At 57.9% G+C, this 18548-nt stretch carries 19 protein-coding genes; 16 read left to right on the top strand and 3 right to left on the bottom strand.

Annotated elements, in window-relative coordinates; all coding sequences use genetic code 11:
- Nucleotides 1-122: 122 nt before the first annotated feature.
- Complete coding sequence (locus QZ822_RS04900; RefSeq protein ID WP_070634426.1) at nt 123-1124, bottom strand: NAD(P)-dependent oxidoreductase; 1002 nt, start codon at nt 1122-1124, stop codon at nt 123-125.
- Between the two features lie 429 nt (nt 1125-1553).
- On the opposite strand from QZ822_RS04900, the gene QZ822_RS04895 reads away from it, so the two are divergent.
- The 13 genes from QZ822_RS04895 (at nt 1554) to QZ822_RS04835 (ending at nt 15143) form a co-directional block, all read left to right on the top strand.
- Nucleotides 1554-3521: a glycosyltransferase gene (locus QZ822_RS04895; protein ID WP_294643033.1), complete on the top strand. Its 1968-nt coding sequence runs from the start codon at nt 1554-1556 to the stop codon at nt 3519-3521.
- The gene (locus QZ822_RS04890; RefSeq protein WP_294456053.1) at nt 3521-5479 is read left to right on the top strand and encodes a polysaccharide biosynthesis protein; all 1959 of its coding nucleotides are present in this window, start codon (nt 3521-3523) and stop codon (nt 5477-5479) included. The genes QZ822_RS04895 and QZ822_RS04890 overlap by 1 nt, the downstream gene beginning before the upstream one ends.
- A gap of 234 nt (nt 5480-5713) precedes the next feature.
- The gene (locus QZ822_RS04885) at nt 5714-7000 is read left to right on the top strand and encodes a glycosyltransferase family 4 protein (protein ID WP_294643032.1); all 1287 of its coding nucleotides are present in this window, start codon (nt 5714-5716) and stop codon (nt 6998-7000) included.
- Nucleotides 7000-7572 (top strand): hypothetical protein, encoded by a 573-nt coding sequence (locus tag QZ822_RS04880; RefSeq protein WP_070675076.1) that lies wholly within the window; start codon nt 7000-7002, stop codon nt 7570-7572. Before QZ822_RS04885 ends, QZ822_RS04880 begins: the two co-directional genes overlap by 1 nt.
- A gap of 28 nt (nt 7573-7600) precedes the next feature.
- Nucleotides 7601-7861 (top strand): hypothetical protein, encoded by a 261-nt coding sequence (locus QZ822_RS04875; RefSeq protein WP_005506464.1) that lies wholly within the window; start codon nt 7601-7603, stop codon nt 7859-7861.
- 112 nt (nt 7862-7973) lie between these two features.
- A complete protein-coding gene (gene atpB, locus QZ822_RS04870) occupies nt 7974-8765 on the top strand; it encodes a F0F1 ATP synthase subunit A (protein WP_005507804.1) in 792 nt (263 codons plus the stop codon).
- 143 nt (nt 8766-8908) lie between these two features.
- Nucleotides 8909-9112, top strand: coding sequence for an ATP synthase F0 subunit C (gene atpE / locus QZ822_RS04865; RefSeq protein ID WP_005506461.1), 204 nt, complete (start codon nt 8909-8911; stop codon nt 9110-9112).
- Between the two features lie 51 nt (nt 9113-9163).
- Nucleotides 9164-9721 (top strand): F0F1 ATP synthase subunit B, encoded by a 558-nt coding sequence (locus QZ822_RS04860; protein ID WP_005506460.1) that lies wholly within the window; start codon nt 9164-9166, stop codon nt 9719-9721.
- A complete protein-coding gene (locus tag QZ822_RS04855; RefSeq protein WP_049337350.1) occupies nt 9721-10533 on the top strand; it encodes a F0F1 ATP synthase subunit delta in 813 nt (270 codons plus the stop codon). The genes QZ822_RS04860 and QZ822_RS04855 overlap by 1 nt, the downstream gene beginning before the upstream one ends.
- A gap of 187 nt (nt 10534-10720) precedes the next feature.
- Nucleotides 10721-12346, top strand: a complete 1626-nt coding sequence (gene atpA, locus QZ822_RS04850; protein WP_294643030.1) for a F0F1 ATP synthase subunit alpha — start codon at nt 10721-10723, stop codon at nt 12344-12346.
- A 75-nt stretch (nt 12347-12421) separates the two neighbouring features.
- Nucleotides 12422-13363, top strand: a complete 942-nt coding sequence (locus QZ822_RS04845; RefSeq protein WP_294643028.1) for a F0F1 ATP synthase subunit gamma — start codon at nt 12422-12424, stop codon at nt 13361-13363.
- Between the two features lie 56 nt (nt 13364-13419).
- Entirely contained in the window at nt 13420-14883 is a 1464-nt protein-coding gene (gene atpD / locus QZ822_RS04840; protein ID WP_005507810.1) for a F0F1 ATP synthase subunit beta, read from the top strand.
- 2 nt (nt 14884-14885) lie between these two features.
- On the top strand, nt 14886-15143 hold the full coding sequence (locus QZ822_RS04835) for a F0F1 ATP synthase subunit epsilon (protein ID WP_294643026.1): 258 nt from the start codon (nt 14886-14888) through the stop codon (nt 15141-15143).
- A 296-nt stretch (nt 15144-15439) separates the two neighbouring features.
- Here the strand turns inward: QZ822_RS04835 and nucS are convergent, their stop codons facing one another.
- The gene (gene nucS, locus QZ822_RS04830) at nt 15440-16153 is read right to left on the bottom strand and encodes an endonuclease NucS (protein WP_005506450.1); all 714 of its coding nucleotides are present in this window, start codon (nt 16151-16153) and stop codon (nt 15440-15442) included.
- A gap of 56 nt (nt 16154-16209) precedes the next feature.
- On the bottom strand, nt 16210-16617 hold the full coding sequence (locus QZ822_RS04825; RefSeq protein WP_294643025.1) for a hypothetical protein: 408 nt from the start codon (nt 16615-16617) through the stop codon (nt 16210-16212).
- A 144-nt stretch (nt 16618-16761) separates the two neighbouring features.
- Here QZ822_RS04825 and QZ822_RS04820 point away from each other — a divergent pair, with 144 nt between their 5' ends.
- The 3 genes from QZ822_RS04820 (at nt 16762) to QZ822_RS04810 (ending at nt 18500) form a co-directional block, all read left to right on the top strand.
- Nucleotides 16762-17226, top strand: coding sequence for a hypothetical protein (locus QZ822_RS04820; protein ID WP_294643023.1), 465 nt, complete (start codon nt 16762-16764; stop codon nt 17224-17226).
- A gap of 43 nt (nt 17227-17269) precedes the next feature.
- Nucleotides 17270-17596 carry an ATP/GTP-binding protein gene (locus QZ822_RS04815; protein WP_080562540.1) on the top strand — a complete coding sequence of 109 codons (327 nt, stop codon included), beginning with the start codon at nt 17270-17272 and terminating at the stop codon, nt 17594-17596.
- Nucleotides 17597-17681: 85 nt separating this feature from the next.
- Nucleotides 17682-18500, top strand: a complete 819-nt coding sequence (locus QZ822_RS04810) for an alpha/beta hydrolase (protein ID WP_294643021.1) — start codon at nt 17682-17684, stop codon at nt 18498-18500.
- Nucleotides 18501-18548 lie beyond the last annotated feature (48 nt).

The following is an 18548-nucleotide window of genomic DNA, read 5'->3' as shown; positions in this document are numbered from 1 at the left end:
GCATAAAAACTTAGAAGGGAACCCCCGATATATCGCTCAGATATATCGGGGGTTCCCTTTTGCTATGAGTCTTACAGATTGCGTGCCCCTAGATTGTGCGTCTCTACAGGCACGTGCGCAATCTACTTCTTGTCGAAGCGGCGGTCCTTCTTCTTGCCCAGCGCGGTGTGGGCGTTGCGCAGTACCTCGCGTACGCGCGGGGTGGGCAGAAGGTTGTTGTCGCGCGCCCAGGAGTCATCAATGCCCTGGCCAAACCACATGACCTCGACCTTACGCACGGAGCCTGCGAACTTGTCGTTCATCAGCTCGGAGACGGTGTAGCCTGCCTTGACGGCTGCGCGGCAGAGCCATTCGGGCAGGTGCAGCGGCTTGCGGCGGCCCGCATCCAGAGTTGCGGAGGCGACGGTTGCCCCCTCCCAGGGCTGCAGGACAATGGTGGGCAGTTCGCCGGGGAAGGTGCCGAGCATGACCACGAATTCCGCGAGGGCGTGCACACTGGAGACGGGCGACTTGCCGGTGCCTGCGCCTGCAACGGACGCGAAGGGGGAGGACGCCATCTTGGCGAAGAGTTCCGTGGTGCGGCGTCCGCGGCCCTGCACGCTGGTTGCGCGCAGGATGCACAGTTCGGGTGCGCTGTCGGGGTGCTCTTCGAGGAAGTAGTCCTGCAGATCGAGTAGCGCTTCTTCACCGAGTGCCTTGGAGAAGGAGTATGCGCTGAACGGGTTAGTCTCTTCGGAAGCATCCAGCACGAGGCGCGGGCCCTGTACCGCTGCGGAGGAGAGGTGGATGACGCGGCGCACGCCGGTGCGCTGTGCGGCAATTGCGATGACTGCGGGTAGCAGTGCGTTTGCGCCGACGAGCGGGGGCAGGTCCTGCATGTTGGGCGCTGCGAGGCCTGCTGCGTTGACGACGACCTGCGCGCCGGCGAAGGCTTCTGCGAGGGAGTCGATGATGCCTTCAAGCTGGTCTGCTTCGTCGATGATGCTGTCTACGTCGAGGGCTCGGGTTGCGAGTCGAGGTGCCTCAATGGGGTCGACGCTGATACCTTCTGCGTTCAGGCGCGCGACGATGGAGGAACCAACGAAGCCGCTGGCGCCAATGACTTTCCACTTGGATTCGGACATCTCTTTTACCTCTCACGAGCCCGCGTACGTTGCGGGGAAAAATGGGGTCATTTCAACTTTCCCATATTTGAACAGTTTATGGGGAATTTGTGGGGTTTTATTCGGTCTCTGGTCGTTTTTTCGCACGGGGTGCACAGCGTAAACACAGGCTGTGAAGCTGGTAGCTTGATGGATACCCAAAACTGGGTGTGCCGGTACGTCCGCTATACGGATAAATCAACTGAATTCGGTTGTTTATTTGTCATAAAGTGCGTCTTTTGGGGTGATGGTTCACTCTCTAGTGGAGACCGCAGGTAGAATATTTTCTTTGAGTGATATATCCACACGGTTGAATGCCGCGGGCGCGAGAAACACCACAAGCGCCCAGTTCGGTATGGGTATATCGCGTACCGGCTGATTCAGGCGCATCGCGCCGCGGAGGGAGAACTTATGGCAGAAAAGTACAGCGACGTGACCGCTTTTGCCCAGCCTTCTTCCGAACAGTCTTCTTCTCACGATTCTTTGAACGAGTATCCCCGCACGGTTGCCGTGGTGGTGACTTATAACCGTGAAGACCTGCTGCCGAAGACCCTCGCTGGTATCGCTTCTGGTGAGCGTGTGCCTGCGGCGGTGGTGATCGTTGATAACGCCTCCACGGACGGTACAGCCGAGTATCTGCGCGCCCTGGACTATGAGCTGCCGGTGGATTGTATCCGCCTGGAGAGTAATATGGGCGGCGCTGGCGGTTTTGCGGTGGGTATTGACCGCGCCCTGGAGCGCCATAACCCGGACCTGGTGTGGGTTATGGATGATGACACCGAGCCGACCGAGAACACTCTGTCGGAGGCGGTTGCCGCCTGGCTGAACTATTCGCCGGTGCCTTCGCAGCGCCCCGCGGTGGTTGCCTCTCGTGTGGTGTGGACGAATGGCGAGGACCACCCGATGAACACTCCGCGCACGATGTTTGCGGCGGGGGAGCAGCGTCATGCTCGTGCGCAGGCGGTGGGTGCCCGTCCGATTCGTAGCGCCTCGTTCGTGTCGATTCTGATGGATGCGCAGGCTATTCGCCGCAACGGCGGCCTGCCCATTGCTGAGTTCTTCATTTGGAATGATGACTTCGAGTTTTCGACTCGTCTGATTCATCACCGTGACGGTATTGCGGTGCCTTCTTCGGTGGCTAAGCACCACACGAAGACTTTTGGCACGACGAACGCTGACCCGGGGCCGCGTTTCTATAACGATGTGCGTAATAAGCTGTGGGTCTTTACCCGTTCGCGTACCCTGAACCCGCTGGAGAAGTTGCTGTATGGTGGCTCGTCGGCGCGCCTGTGGATTTCTACTGTTCTGCGTACTGATGACCGCCGTACCTACCTGGGGTATTTCCTGAATGGTGTGCGTGATGGTTTGCGCGCGCCTCGCCCGAATGCTCAGGTGCTTGAGGGTATTTACCCGCTGACTTTCCCGGGCTGCTACGGCGTGCCGGTATCCGCTGAAAGCCCCGCTGACTCTGAGAAGGCGCGCGGTTGCGTGAGCTCTGTACCCGATTTCTCGGTGCTGATGAGCGTGTACGCGAAGGAGAACCCCGCCTATCTGGATCAGGCGTTGGAGTCGAATCTTCTGAACCAGACGGTGCGTCCTTCCGAGCTGGTTTTGGTGAAGGATGGTCCGCTGACCCCCGAGCTGGATGCCGTGGTGGACCGCTGGGTTCAGCGCGCCGAGAATCTGGATTGCCCGCCGATTCAGGTGGTGGAGCTGGCTCAGAATGTTGGTTTGGCGGAGGCGCTGAACGCCGGGCTGCAGGCGTGTTCGTATGAGCTGGTTGCTCGTGCTGATTCTGATGATCTGTCTGAGCCGACTCGTTTTGCGCGTCTGATTCCTGCCCTGGTGCAGGGCGGCTACACGGTGCTGGGCTCTGCCATGCTTGAGGTGAATGAGAGCAATACTGCGGTGGAGTCGACTCGCGAGGCGATTGTTGATTCTGCTCGTTTGCTCAGCGCGATGGATTCGCGCAACCCGATTTATCACCCGTCCGTGGCGTTCGTGAAGAGTGCCGTGCAGCAGCTGGGCGGTTACGAGTTCGTGCCCGGCGCTGAGGATTGGTGGCTGTGGATGCGTCTGCGCGATGCCGGTTACCGTCTGGGTAATATCCCGGAGGCTCTGGTGCGTTACCGCGTGGGTGCGGGCGCGTACACGAAGCGCGGGGGAGTGGACGCCTGGTTGCAGGATGTGGCGATTCAGCGTCGACTGTACACCGGTCACGGTATTTCTAAGCTTCAGTGGGCTCAGAATATGGCGGTGCGGAGTGTGTACCGTTTTGTTCCTGAGCAGGCGCGCCGTTCGGCGTTTCGTGCGTTGTCGTCTTTGACGGCTCGTGCTTCTTCTCGTTCTTCTGGTACCGCATCTGAAGGAGGCATGTAGTGGCTCAGTTGAAACCTCACGCTCATGTGGTGATGCGGAAGGCGGCCCAGCGCGGCACGATGGTGACGGAGGGTGACTCTGGCACGATGCTGGTGAACCGCCTGTATGAGCGTAAGCCGTGGTGGTTGATTGCGCAGGCGCTGATTGATTCGAGTGCCTGGGTTCTGTCGGTTTTGTTCGCGTACATGCTCCGCTATAGTGTGCTGCTCAGTAACGGTTCGGTGTTCGATATTATTCACCCGGCGTCGTTGACGATGACCGCTACGTTGGCTGTGGTGTTGCACCTGGTCATTGGTCTGGCGGGTGTGAAGATTTATAACGGCGTGTATTCGTACGGTTCGTTTGACGAGTCGTGGCGTGCCGGCGCGGCTGCTTTGAGCGCGGGTGCGGCGTTGACTGCTTTCTCCTTTGTGGATGAGCTACTGGGGCTGCCGCATATTCCGCATAGCGTGCCTGCGATTGCGGCGGCATTTAGCCTCATTATGATGGCGGGCGCTCGCATGGCGAAGCGTGTGTACACTGAGCGCGGTGCTGTGCGTGAGCTGACCGGTGAGCCGGTGATTGTGTACGGTGCCGGTTTTATCGGCGGCATGGTCATGGATTCGATGCTGCACGATGAGGAGGCGAAGCTTCGCCCGGTTGCGGTCTTCGATGATGACCAGCTGAAGGCTGGTACGAAGTTCCACGGCATTTCGGTGATTACGACTTACCGCGAGCTGGAGCAGGTGATTCGTGAGTCGGGTACCCGTAAGATTCTGGTGACGATTTCGGATATGTCGGAGGATTACTTCGAGTCCTTCTGCAACCGCATGCGTAAGCTTAAGGTTGAGGTTCAGCGTATTAGTAGTGCGAACGCTCGACTGATGGGTGAGCGTCTGATTACCGCGAGCGATAACGACCTGATGCGCGTGATTCGTGGCGAGATTAACTACGATATTGACCGCGATATTCTGCGTTCGTACCTGCACGGTAAGCGCGTGCTGGTTACGGGTGCGGGTGGTTCGATTGGTTCTGAGCTGTGCCGTCAGATTAGCGAGTTTGAGCCGGAGACCCTCATGATGCTTGATCATGATGAGACTCTGTTGATGGAGACGAAGGTTTCGATTACTCACGAGTCGAGCCTGGATGATGACCGCATTATTCTGGCTGATATTCGTGAGGGCGATAACCTGCTGGAGATTTTCCGTGACCGTCGCCCCGAGGTGGTGTTCCACGCCGCAGCTTTGAAGCATGTGTCGGCGCTGGAGGCGTACCCGCAGGAGGCGTGGAAGACGAACTCCTTGGGCACTCTGAACGTGCTGCGTGCCGCGGAGGCGGTGGGCGTGAAGACGTTCGTGAACGTTTCGACCGATAAGGCTGCAGATCCGAAGACTGCGCTGGGCCAGTCCAAGCGTGTGGCGGAGCGTCTGACCGCGTACTTTGGCGAGAAGACCGGCAACACCTACGTATCGGTTCGTTTCGGTAACGTCTTTGGTTCGCGCGGTTCGATTAAGCCACTCTTTACGAAGCAGATCCTTTCGGGTGGTCCGATTACCCTGACGGATAAGCGTGCGACCCGTTACTTCATGCTGATTACCGATGCCTGCCTGCTGGTGATGCTTGCCGGTGCGATTGGTCGCCCGGGTGAGGTCATGGTGCTGGATATGGGTCAGCCGGTCAAGATCCTGGACGTTGCGAAGGCGATGCGCCAGGCGTATGAGCGGTATGACGTGGAGATCAAGGAGATTGGTCTTCGCAAGGGTGAGAAGCTGGATGAGACTCTCTTCGGCGGTACCGAGAAGCTGGTGCCGAGCGAGGAGAACCGGTATATTTCCCGGTCGAGTGCCCCGGCACTTGACCCTGATGAGCTCGATTATGAGCGGTGGATTCAGAACTATCGGGAGCACAGTGGCTATGAGCGTCATGGCCTGGAGCGTGCCCCTGATCCGCGTACTTTGGCGGATGCACAGACGTTCTAATCTTTATGGAATAACACCGGATGCTGCACTTGCGTGGCGGGTGCGGTATCCGGTGTTTTTCTCTTTGCACGGCACTAGATTCTGTGTGCGGTACTGGAATCTGTGAAGGTTAGCCCTGCGTCGGTGAATAGTTCTATAGAATACGAAGTAAACACACACTACGCACACATCGTCCCTTAGCTGCGATTCTGGAGCTTGCGTCCAGGGGAGCGGCGCCAATGCCTTGGAGCTGGTATGACCTCCTTTTCTGAGCTGTTGAGCATTTTTGCTCTTGCTTTTGTTTTGGGTGCCCTTTTGCCGTTTGCGGTGCGCCCGATTTTGCACCGCTACAACATGGTGGATGTTCCTAATGAGCGTTCTTCGCATACTGCTCCGACGTACCGCGGTATGGGTTTGGCGACTGCGGCTGCGACCTTTGTAGCGTTTGTTGCGGCTACTCTGTTCGGCTGGACGTACCGTTCTGCTGAGTCGTTGCAGCTGGCGGTGACGATTACCGCAGCGATTCTGTGTGCTCTTGCCCTGGGCTGGCTTGAGGATATCCGCGGCGTGAGCATTGTGCGTCGTGCGGGCCTGCAGCTGGTGATTGGTGTGCTGGTGAGCGTGAGCTTTGCGACGGTGCAGGGCACGAATATTCTGCTACTGATTCTTGGCGCGATTTTTATTGCCGGCTACATTAACGTGGCGAACTTTATGGACGGTATTAACGGTATTTCTGGTGCTCACGGTCTGGTGGCTGGTTTGGCGTATGCGCTGACCGGTTGGATGGTGAACCTGCCGTGGCTGGCGTTGGCTGGTGTGGCGGTTGCCGGTGCTTTTGCGGCCTTCTTGCCGTGGAATGTGCGCCCGGGTAAGAACGTGTTTTTGGGCGATGCGGGTTCTTATGTTTTGGGCGCGGCGCTGGGCACGTTGGCTGTGGGTGCCTGGTTTGCGGATGTTCCGTTCCTGTTGGCTTTTGCTCCGCTGATGACTTATCTGGCGGACGCGGGTACGACTCTGTTCCGTCGTTTTATGGCGGGGGAGCAGTGGTACAAGCCGCACCGTACTCACACGTATCAGCGTCTGACGGATGTTGGTTTCAGTCACCTTGGTTCGACCGCCGTGGTGACCGGTACGACCATTCTGGTGTGGGTGCTGTTGGCGTTTGCATCTGATCTGTATGCTGCGGGATCTGTGGTGGCGACCGTGGGTGTGGTGCTTGTGGCTCTTGCCGTGCTGGTGGTGTATCTGCGTATGCCGCAGCTCTTTGGCGGTGAGGCTCCTACTTCTACGATTGACCTGTCGAAGCGTTTTGCAGCGGATTTGAAGGGTTCGGCGTCGAAGGCGAAGTCGGCAACTGCGGAGCCTGCTACCGGCTCTTTGACCTCGGCAACTGGCATTCCTGCGACTCCTGAGAATGTTGAGCCGACCTCGCTGCATCCGGAGCCGATTATGCCGGATTCGGTGAAGGATCGTGCGGGTCAGCTTTCTTCTGCTTCCTCTTCTTCGATGCAGCCTAATCAGAATCGTGGGGAGAAACACTAATGGTTTCTGAACACTCTAAACCTTCGGCTGAGGCTCCTGCAGAGCCTCTCTGGAGGCGCGTGGTGGACGTTCTGTGGTATCCGCCGGCAGAGCGCAAGAAGCAGCAGAAACGCCGCCGAGAGCGTGCTCAAGCAGGTTTGAAGGCCTCTTCTTTCGAGAGTCAAGAGCTTTCCTGGAAATTTTTGTTCTACAGAGTATCGGCTTACTCTCTGCTGGCTTGGTTGGGCGGTATGATGAGTGCGTACCTGTTTGCGGGCCCCGTGGGCGCGCTAGGAATAACATTGGGCTTTCTGATAATCTATATATGCTTCACTCTGGGCGTATTAGTTATGTTGGTTGCTCCCATTTTCGACTGGGGTGTACCCAAATCGCTGGTGGTGAGCTACCTCGTGAAGATCGCTCTGCTCGGTCTGGTATTGATGTTTGTGCCATTCCCCGAGAATCTGAGGCACGGTTGGACTCTCGCAGGCGCATGTACCGGCGTGATTCTGTGGATTGTTATTGAAACAGTCAGCATCGCACGACTGAGAATTTTGTACTTCGACACCGACTCGGAAGACCATGGTCGGTAACACGATTGGTGTTTGAAAGGAAAAACGTTTGGCCGAAGAGAAGAAGTGGTGGGACGGAGATAAAAAGCTCCGCACCACCGGAGAATTGGTATCTGACGGAGGTCTCTCCGGCGCAGTCATGTCGATTCTCTACCTGATTATCGGTGTAGCGGTGTGGGGAGGCATCGGTTACCTCGGTGACCTGGTCTTCTCCACCACCTGGCTGGTGTGGGTTGGCGTCTTGATTGGCGCTGTTGGAGGTTTGACCCTCGTCTTTACCCACATGACCAGGCAGAATAAAGACCGTTAGGTCATTGAACGCGGACCGCTAGGTCACACATTCATCCATGTAGTTAGCATGTCAGTCGTTTATAGGCAGACATGGGCTCTTGATAGCCACTAGTAGCAAGAAAGGACTTGCTTTGATCGAGAACGGGTTGATCCTCGCGGAAGCCTATGTGCCGCCGACCCCTGAAGACATGCATCTGCCCCCCTTCTTCACCATTGGTGATTTCGCTTTCGGTAAGCAGAACGTACTGATTCTGCTGTCCGTGGTGATTATTGCGGTCTTCTTCCTCACCGCAGCACGTAAGCGTGCCATGGTTCCCGGCAAGACTCAGTTCATTGCTGAATCCGGCTACATGTTTGCTCGTAACTCCCTCGGTAAGGAAACCCTGGGCGTTCAGCACTACAAGCCTTTCGTGCCGATTCTGTTCGCCTCTTTCTTCTTCGTTCTGGTGAACAACCTCTTCGGTTCGATTCCGTTCGTTCAGCTGCCTTCCTTCTCCCACCCCGGTAGCGCCTACGCACTGGCTGGCGTTGCATACCTGACCTGGGTTGGTGTTGGTATCAAGCGCAAGGGCCTGGGCGGCTTCTTCAAGGACATCACCATGCCTTCGGGTCTGCCGGTGTGGATTTACCCCATCCTGATTCCGATCGAGTTCTTCTCGAACCTGCTGATTCGTCCCGCAACTCACGCACTGCGTCTCTTCGCGACCATGTTCGGTGGTCACCTGGCGCTGATGGTTGCATCCAGCATGGTGACCTACATGGTTGAGACTCTGGGCGGCATCGGCTACCTGGCTGCTATTGCTCCCGGTGCTCTGGGCATGTTCCTGTACTTCCTGGAATTCATGATTCAGTGCATCCAGGCTTATGTGTTCGCTCTGCTGCTGGCTGTGTACCTGCAGGGCTCGGTTTCCGAGGGACACTAAACTCTCTAGTTTTTTAGGTTTTCGCGTTCGTCATTGGGCGTGAATAAAGCAACCCACACGTTCACTGTGCGGGCTATTAACTCAAATCAAACTCTGTTCGGTCCGGGTATGTTCCCGGTCGAACACTGTTGAAAGGAAAAATAATGGTTGGTTCCATCACTGCGGTTGGCTACGGTCTGGCAGCTATTGGCGGCGGCATCGGCGTGGGTCTGATCTTCGCGGCATACATGACCAGCGTTGCTCGTCAGCCCGAGTCCCAGAAGACCCTGCAGCCCATGCTGTTCCTGGGCTTCGCACTGGTCGAGGCACTGGCAATTCTGGGCCTGGTTCTCGTCTTCATCAAGTAACCGGCTCTGCCACATCCTAAACGACCCATCCCATAGAACAGGATTCCCTCCATGATTTATCTGGCAAGCGACGGGGGAGCGGAGGCAACTTCGAACCCCCTGATTCCCGACGTCGGGGAAATTGTCATTACCCTCATCGGATTCCTGATCCTCTACTACATCGTTGCTAAGTACGTTGTCCCGGCGTTCGAGAAGATCTACCAGGACCGTAAGGAAGCAATCGAAGGTGGCCTTGCCAAGGCCGAGAAGGCACAGGCAGAGGCTGCAGCGGCTCGCGATGAGTACACCCAGCAGCTCGAAAGCGCTCGACTGGAGGCTCAGAAGATTCGTGAAGAGGCACGCGCAGAGGGCGAGGCAATCATTGCCGATGCTCGCGAGCGTGCAACCGCTGAGGCTCAGCGCATTAGCGATAATGCAGCAAAGGCTATCGAGGCAGAGCGTGCGGCAGCAGCAGTGTCCCTCCGTTCCGAGGTTGGCACTCTTGCTACGACCCTTGCCGGCAAGATTGTGGGCGAAGCCCTCAACGATGATGAGCGATCGGCCCGTGTGGTAGATCGTTTTCTTGCTGACCTTGAAACCGAGAAGCAGAACGCAGGTGCGGCTCGGTAATGGCAGGAGTATCTACTGAATCACTGAGCAAGGTGGAAGAGGTGCTGGAAGCTCACGCTTCCCTGCAGCCCCTGAACCTGGCGAGCGAGCTTTTCGCTGTGGTTGATGTTCTCGACCACAACGGCACCCTGCGCCGTGCTGTCACCGATTCTTCGCGTGATGCAGCAGCACGTCAGGGTATCGCTAACACCGTCTTCGACGGTAAGATCTCTTCGCAGGCTATGGCTGTGCTCACCAATGCGGTGGCTCAGCGCTGGTCTGATGATGCAGATCTGGCGAACGCCCTGGAGCGTGCAGCAGTGCTCGCCGTGACCGCATCGGCTCAGTCTCGCGGTGGCGTGGATGCCCTGGACGAGGTGCTCAACGAACTACTCACCTTTGTGCGTACCGTTGATTCCAACGCTCAGGCGCAGGAAGCGCTGTCCGACCATCAGGCAAGCAAAGAAGCAAAGAAGAAGCTCGCCGTGGCGCTCGGTGGCCCCGCCACCACCGCCGAAGGTGTGCTTCTGCTCGAACGAGTTGGCTCCAACCCCCGCGGCCGTCACGCTGCACGGGTAGCCGATGAGTTCGCAGAAATCATCGTCACGCGACAGAACCGTTACATTGCGCGAGTAACTAGCGCGATTGCGCTGTCGCAGGCACAGCTTGAACGTCTCGGTCGCGCGCTCAACGCCGTGTACGGCCGTGAGCTGAAGCTCGACGTTTCGGTGGACCCCGCCGTTCTGGGCGGTCTGCGTGTTCAGGTGGGCGACGAGGTGATCGACGGTACCGTCGAGACCCGCATGTCCGACCTGACTCGTTCCATCGGCTAGCGGCTCAAGCTAGCGACGCTGAACCGTTCGTCGCAACGGTGATTTAGAAGATACCTCGGGTAGCGGGTGCGTGGCTGATGCCTCCTTCGCAGAAGTGGCGGCATTGCCCGCCCGTTCAACCCGAATTGCAAGTTTCGGTTGGTTCCGTTGACGGAACGCAACCACAATGAGAGAGCAGGGACACAAGATGGCCGAACTGACCATCAATGCCGAAGATGTCCGTAATGCGCTGAACGAGTTTGCAGCGTCTTACGAACCCGGCAATGCAGAACGTGTTGAGGTGGGTCGAGTTGTATCGGCCTCCGACGGTATCGCTCGTGTCGAGGGCCTTCCCTCGGTTATGGCGAATGAGCTGCTTCGTTTCGAAGACGGCACCCTCGGCCTCGCACAGAACCTGGATACCCGCAATATTGGTGTGATCGTCCTGGGTGACTTCACCGGTATTGAAGAGGGCCAGGTCGTACACCGCACCGGTGAGGTCCTCTCGGTGCCCGTTGGCGACGCGTACCTCGGTCGCGTTGTTGACCCCCTCGGTAACCCGATTGATGACCTGGGCCCCATTGAGGCTGAAGGTCGCCGCGCACTGGAGCTGCAGGCTCCCGGCGTGACCCAGCGTAAGTCGGTTCACGAGCCGCTGCAGACCGGTCTGAAGGCAATCGACTCGATGATTCCGATTGGTCGCGGTCAGCGTCAGCTGATCATTGGTGACCGCCAGACCGGTAAGACCGCTATTGCGATCGACACCATTCTGAACCAGAAGGACAACTGGGCTTCCGGTGACCCCGACAAGCAGGTTCGATGCATCTACGTGGCTGTTGGCCAGAAGGCATCCACCATCGCAGCTGTCCGCCACACCCTTGAGACTCGCGGCGCGCTGGAGTACACCACCATTGTGGCATCTCCCGCATCCGACGCAGCAGGCTTCAAGTACCTGGCACCCTACACCGGTTCGGCTATCGGCCAGCACTGGATGTACGGCGGCAAGCACGTCCTCATCATCTTCGACGACCTGTCGAAGCAGGCAGAAGCATACCGCGCTGTGTCCCTGCTGCTGCGCCGCCCGCCGGGACGTGAAGCATACCCCGGTGACGTCTTCTACCTGCACTCCCGCCTACTGGAGCGTTGCGCTAAGCTCTCCGACGACCTGGGCGCAGGTTCGATGACCGGCTTCCCGATCATTGAGACCAAGGCAAACGACGTTTCCGCCTTCATTCCGACCAACGTCATCTCCATTACTGACGGCCAGATCTTCCTGCAGTCCGACCTGTTCAACGCTAACCAGCGTCCGGCAGTCGACGTCGGTATCTCCGTCTCCCGTGTTGGTGGTGCCGCACAGACCAAGGCTATGAAGAAGGTCTCCGGTACCCTGAAGCTGGAGCTGGCACAGTACCGTGCTATGGAAGCGTTCGCAATGTTCGCATCCGACCTGGACGACGCAACCAAGGCACAGCTGACCCGCGGTTCTCGCCTGACCGAGCTGCTGCGTCAGCCCCAGTACACCCCGTACGCAGTTGAAGAGCAGGTTGTCTCCATTTGGGCTGGTACCTCCGGTCACCTCGACGACATTGAGGTTTCCGACGTGCTGCGCTTCGAGGAAGGCTTCATCGAGTACCTGCGTCACAAGACCTCGGTACTGACCGATATCGCTTCCTCCGGCAAGCTTGAGGATGACACCGTTGCCGCGCTGAAGACCGCAGTTGCTGACTTCAAGCAGGGTTTCAAGTCTGAGGGCAGCAGCCACCTCGTCGACGCAGGTCACGAGGAGCACAAGGCAGCTCGCGATAGCGACATCACTCAGGAAACCATCGGTTAGCGATTAGTCCTCGCCTTCTCCCCGCCTCAGCTATGAGGCTGGGGCGGGGCAGAAAGCAAGGAGAAAGGAAGCTCTATGGGAGCCCAGATTAGGGTTTACCGACAGAAGATTGCTTCGACGTCGTCTATGAAGAAGATCTTCAAGGCGATGGAGATGATCGCGACCTCCCGCATTAACAAGGCTCGTAACGCTGCTCAGGCAGCCGGCCCCTACGCGAACGCTCTGACCCGCGTGGTGACTGCGGTTGCGACTCAGCACGGTATTAAGCACCCGCTGATTCACAAGCCGCACGAGTTCGGAACCTACGAACACCGCCGCTCCGCAATCCTGGTTGTCACCAGCGACCGCGGCCTGGCAGGTTCGTACTCCTCCGCTATCCTGCGTCGTACCGAATCTCTGATTGAGAGGCTGCGCTCTAACGGCCAGGAGGTACAGCTGTACCTGGTTGGCCGTAAGGCAAAAGCTTACTTCGAGTTCCGTGAGCGCCCCTACGCCCGTGCGTGGGAAGGCCACACCGATGCACCTCGCGTTGAAACCGCCGTCGAAATTCGTGACGCGCTGCTCGAAGCCTACGACCTGCCCTTCGAAGAGGGCGGCGTGGACGAACTGCACATCGTGTACACCGAGTTCAAGTCGATGGTTGTTCAGGAACCCAAGATCCTGCGCCTGCTGCCCATCCACGTGGCTGACGCAAAGGCTATGGGCGAGGAAATCGTTCCCGACCAGGAACTGACCAAGGCTGAGTACGAGCAGGCGGCATCCTTCGAGTTCGAGCCCTCCGCTGAGGAAGTGCTCAACGAGCTGCTGCCGCGCTACGTTGCATCCCGTATCTTCTCCTGCCTCCTGCAGGCAGCAGCAAGTGAGCTGGCATCCCGCCAGCGCGCAATGAAGACCGCAGGTGACAACGCTGAGACGCTGATTACCAAGTACACCCGTTTGATGAACAACGCACGTCAGGCGGAAATTACTCAGGAGCTCTCCGAAATCGTGGGCGGCGCAGACGCCCTCGGCTCCTAGTATTGGTACGCCAACGAAGCCATCAACTGTCCAAACTTTCTAAGTAAGTGAGAAATATGACTGCCACCTACAACGAATCGGTCTCCGCACCGACTCAGGGCGCAACGGGTCGTATTGCCCGCGTCATCGGCCCCGTGGTCGACGTCGAGTTCCCCGCCGGTCAGGTCCCCGAGATTTACAACGCTCTGACCACCGAGCTGACCCTCGACGGTCGCACCCGCACCATCACCTTCGAGACCGCACAGCACCTGGGCGACTCGATTGTTCGCGCTATCTCCCTGCAGCAGACTGACGGCCTGGTCCGCGGTCAGGCTGTAGTCGACACCGGCGCACCGATCTCCGTCCCCGTTGGTGACGGCGTGAAGGGCCACATCTTCAACGTTCTCGGTGACGCACTCGACGTGCCGAACTCCGAGATCAAGGCTGACACCTACTGGCCGATCCACCGTGCCGCTCCCGGCTTCGCAGAGCTGGAAGGCTCCACCGAAATGCTGGAGACCGGTATTAAGTCCATCGACCTTCTGACCCCCTACATCAAGGGCGGTAAGATCGGTCTGTTCGGTGGTGCAGGCGTGGGTAAGACCGTGCTGATCCAGGAAATGATTACCCGTGTGGCTCGTAACTTCGGTGGTACCTCCGTGTTCACCGGTGTGGGCGAGCGTACCCGTGAGGGTAACGACCTGTGGGTCGAAATGGAAGAAGCAGGCGTTCTGAAGGACACCGCTCTTGTGTTCGGCCAGATGGATGAGCCCCCGGGAACCCGTCTGCGCGTGGCACTGACCGGTCTGACCATGGCGGAGTACTTCCGCGATGTTCAGAACCAGGACGTGCTGCTGTTCATCGACAACATCTTCCGTTTCACTCAGGCAGGTTCTGAGGTTTCCACCCTGCTGGGCCGCATGCCCTCCGCAGTGGGTTACCAGCCGAACCTGGCGGACGAAATGGGTCTGCTGCAGGAGCGTATTACCTCCACCCGCGGTCACTCCATCACCTCCATGCAGGCAATTTACGTGCCTGCGGATGACTACACCGACCCGGCGCCGGCAACCACCTTCGCGCACCTGGATGCGACCACCGAGCTCTCTCGTGAAATCGCATCGCGCGGTCTGTACCCGGCAATTGACCCGCTGTCCTCCACCTCCCGAATTCTGGACGCACAGTACATCGGTCAGGAGCACTACGACACCGCAATTCGCGTGAAGGCTATTCTGCAGGAAAACAAGGAACTGCAGGACATCATCGCGATTCTGGGTGTGGACGAGCTCTCCGAGGAGCAGAAGATCGTCGTGGCACGTGCACGTCGTATCGAGCAGTTCCTCTCCCAGAACACCTACACTGCAAAGCAGTTCACCGGTGTCGAGGGTTCGACCGTTCCGCTGAAGGACACCATCGAGTCCTTCCAGATGATCTGCAACGGCGATGTCGACCACATCCCCGAGCAGGCGTTCTACAACATTGGTGGTATGGACGACGTTATGCGCCGCTACGAGGAAATCAAGGCACAGACTGGAGCTAAGTAATCATGGCTCTGAAAGTTGAAGTTGTTTCCCGCGAACGCGTCGTGTGGACTGGCGAAGCGAACTACGTTCGTGCACGCTCCGTCAGCGGTGACCTCGGCATCCTGCCGGGCATGATCCCCACCTGCACGTTGCTGGCACAGGACGGCGAGCTGCTCATTGAACCTGTTGAGGGTGAGCCCATTAAGACCATCCTCAACGCAGGTTTCTTGACCGTCTCGAACGATCACGTGACCATCGCTGCAAAGCACGCAGAGATCTAAAGCCGGTTCCCCGCAGGGGGAATTGACCACTGTGTACACCTCGCCGGTGTTCCTCCCCGAAAGGGGAAGGGCACCGGCGATTGGTGTATCCGGGGGTAGGTCGTGTGCGCAGAAGAGTGCGCGCGCAGAAAGAGAGTGTTCCCAGAAAGAGCGCGCGCAGAACGACAGCGTGCATAGAACGACAGCGTGCATAGAACGACAGCGTGCATAGAAAGATGATGCGCACAGAAAAGGGGCGCCTCCCACGTACCGGGAGGCGCCCCTCAAGCTATGTGTAGCCGCCTAGCTAGAGCTGTTTAGAACAGGCGGTCCGCCGAATCGTCCACGCCGCGCATCGCGTCGTAGTCCAGGCTCACACAGCGGATGCCGCGGTCCTCAGCCAGGGTACGCGCCTGCGGCTTAATCGTCTGCGCCGCAAACACGCCGCGCACCGGTGCTAGCAACGGGTCACGGTTGAGCAGCTCCAGGTAACGGGTCAGCTGCTCCACACCGTCAATATCGCCCACACGCTTGAGCTCAACCGCCACGGAGACGCCGTGCGCATCCTTCGCCATGATGTCTACCGGGCCAATAGCGGTCGGGTACTCGCGGCGTACCAGCGAATAGCCCTCACCGAGAGTGTGGATCTGCTCGGCCAGCAGACGCTGCAGGTCAGCCTCCACACCGTCCTTGATGAGGCCGGGATCAACACCCAGGTCGGTGGCGTGCTCGTGCTCAATCTTGTAGATGCGAATCATGAGGCGGTCATCACTCTTAGCCGCCTGAACGGTCCACAGCTGCTGAACATCGGACTCCAGGTCCTCACGGATGCTCTGCGGAACGTCCTCACGCTCAGCCACCAGCAGGGAGCAGGGAGGGCTCATCCAGTTCAGAGGCTTGTAGGAACCGCCGTCGGAGTGAATGAGGACGGAGCCGTCATTCTTGACCATCAGCAGGCGGGTAGCGCGGGGCAGGTGGGCGCGGAGGCGGCCCTCATAATCTACGGAGCATTCAGCAATGACAATACGCATCCGTCCACTTTACCAGTAGTGGGTCATTGTGCACACGCCATCTGCGGGTTGGTTATTTATAATCTCTCCCATGTGTAGGGTAGGCCCACGTGGGAGATACACCCAGTCTTGAAATACTGTACCGCACACTCAAAAGCCTGCTCTTGAGTCACTAATTCGTGTTCCGTGAAGAGGCTCAGTTGCCCACCCACCAGTATCTTAACTGTTGCTGTGTCACTCATCTGTGGGTTTCTGACGTTTAGAATGGTGCCCTCTTCACATCCGGTGAGTACATACCATTGGGGACCTCCGCCAATCATGAGGTGGTTGTTATCGGGGTCTTTACTGGGATGATACAGGCTGAGCAGGGTGTGGTGGTTGGTGCCCAGACGTTTCAGTAAGGCCAGCAGTTCCCCCGTTGATACGATGGTGTGCTCTGTATCCTCGCTACGGTTTCCAACCCAGTGATCAAGAATAGCTTTCATGCGGCATTCTCCTAGGTACGCGTATCATGATGTGGGTGATACACAAGTGTATTTTATAGTGTATGCGGGGGCAGCGTTGTTTCTTTGCCGCTGATAGCCCGGTGAGAAAAACCGAATACTTGAAACAATCAGAAAGTGCAGGCTATGAAAGATTTTGCGTATGGTCAGCCATTAGAAGCGACTGAGGCGGAAAAAGTAGTGCAGCGTCTTATCCGTGTCTTTTTCAGAGGACATATGCTCTGCTCAACACCTAATAACTCAAACGAAAATACAGTGAGTTTCTCGTATAAGCGACCATTCGGATGCGAAAGCGGCCAGCCTCAGCTGGTTCGCCCCCACCGGCTGGGTGAGCTTTTTCCTCACCAAATGCTTTATGTGCTGCGGCATTATGTGTATGACGGTCTTCAGTTGCCTGTCTTCACTGCTCTCAGCAGCGAGATCCAGCACGATTTAGAAGACGTGGATTCTATTAATTTCTACGAGCACGCCTATATTTTTGATAAAAATTTTTCGCGCTGTTTTTACGTTATGGATTCTTGCAATCTTCACGGCAATACATATGAGGCTATCCTCACCGAGTATGCTCCTTTAGACGAGACCCTGGTATAACCTTTAAAACTGGAATGGGTAGTGGCGCGGTAGAATAGGGCTCATGGCACGTAAGAATCATCCCGGCAGGCGAGCATCCGGCACCACCAGCGATAAGTGGCACCGTCAAGCACCCGCAGGGCGTGATATCAGCAGGATCCTTGACCCTGCGCCCCGATTGGAACGTGACCGATACGGTGACTGGCTGGTGCAATACATTCCCGCCGTCAACGCCCAAAAAACCTACACCTGCCCCGAATGCTACCGCCCGATTCCGCCCAGAACAGCGCATCTGGTGGTGTGGCAAGAAAGCCACACGATGGGACGTAGCCGCGCGATTGATGAGCGCAGGCACTGGCATCAGCATTGCTGGCGCACCCGCCGCAAATAGGCTGAAACGCCGCACATAAGGTGCAGCCTAAGACTACATTCTCGACCAAGACCACATTCTCGAATCCATTTCTTGAAGGAACGCAATGAGCAACACCGCCGATATCACCCGCGAGCAGGAATTCGATCCCGCCCGCTACGTCTTCAGCACCGCCGCTGAACCCACCCCCATTAAGGCACGTACCGTGCTTCCTGCACGCCGCGAGAACTTCACCGTCACCACCGCGGACGGCAAGCGCCTCGTCGGTGAACTCGCCCTGCCCGAAGGTGAAGTCAAGGCAACCCTGGTGACCTTCCACCCGCTGCCCACCCACGGCGGCTACATGGACTCGCACGTGTACAAGAAGGCATCCTTCCGCCTGCCGGCGCTGTCGAACATTGCGGTGCTGCGTTTCAACACTCGCGGTACCTCCTCGATTCGCGGCACCAGCGAAGGCGTCTTTGACGGCGGCTTTGCCGAGAAGAAGGACTTCGACGCAATCCTGAAGTTCGTGCGCGAGCGCGCCCTGCCGAACCCCTGGCTGGTCGGCTGGTCCTTCGGCACCGAGCTGGTGCTCAAGTACGCGCCCGAATACGCGAACGAGTTCACCGGCGCTATTCTGCTCTCCCCGCCGCTGCACCGCGTGCACCCGGCTGAGCTGGACGAGTGGAACAAGATCTCGAACCCGCTGTACGCGCTGGTGCCCGAGCACGACGACTACCTGCAGCCTCCGGCGGCGCGTGAGCGTTTCGCGGCGGTACCGCGCACCCAGGTTCTTCCCTTCGAGGGTTGCAAGCACCTGTGGGTGGGCGAGAAGTCCGTGCAGCAGGTCCTGAACACTATTGTCAGCATCGTAACCGGTGTGCCCACTGAACTGCCCACCGAGTACAACGGCCCGGTGGCAGAAGAAATTACTGAGCTCTAAATGCTCAGCGCATAAACGTAAAGGCGGCGGCTTTGGATGTTCTATCCA

It is taken from the genome of uncultured Rothia sp. (genome assembly GCF_916715725.1).
Lineage (GTDB): Bacteria > Actinomycetota > Actinomycetes > Actinomycetales > Micrococcaceae > Rothia.
This window is presented reverse-complemented; position numbering and strand designations above follow the sequence as displayed.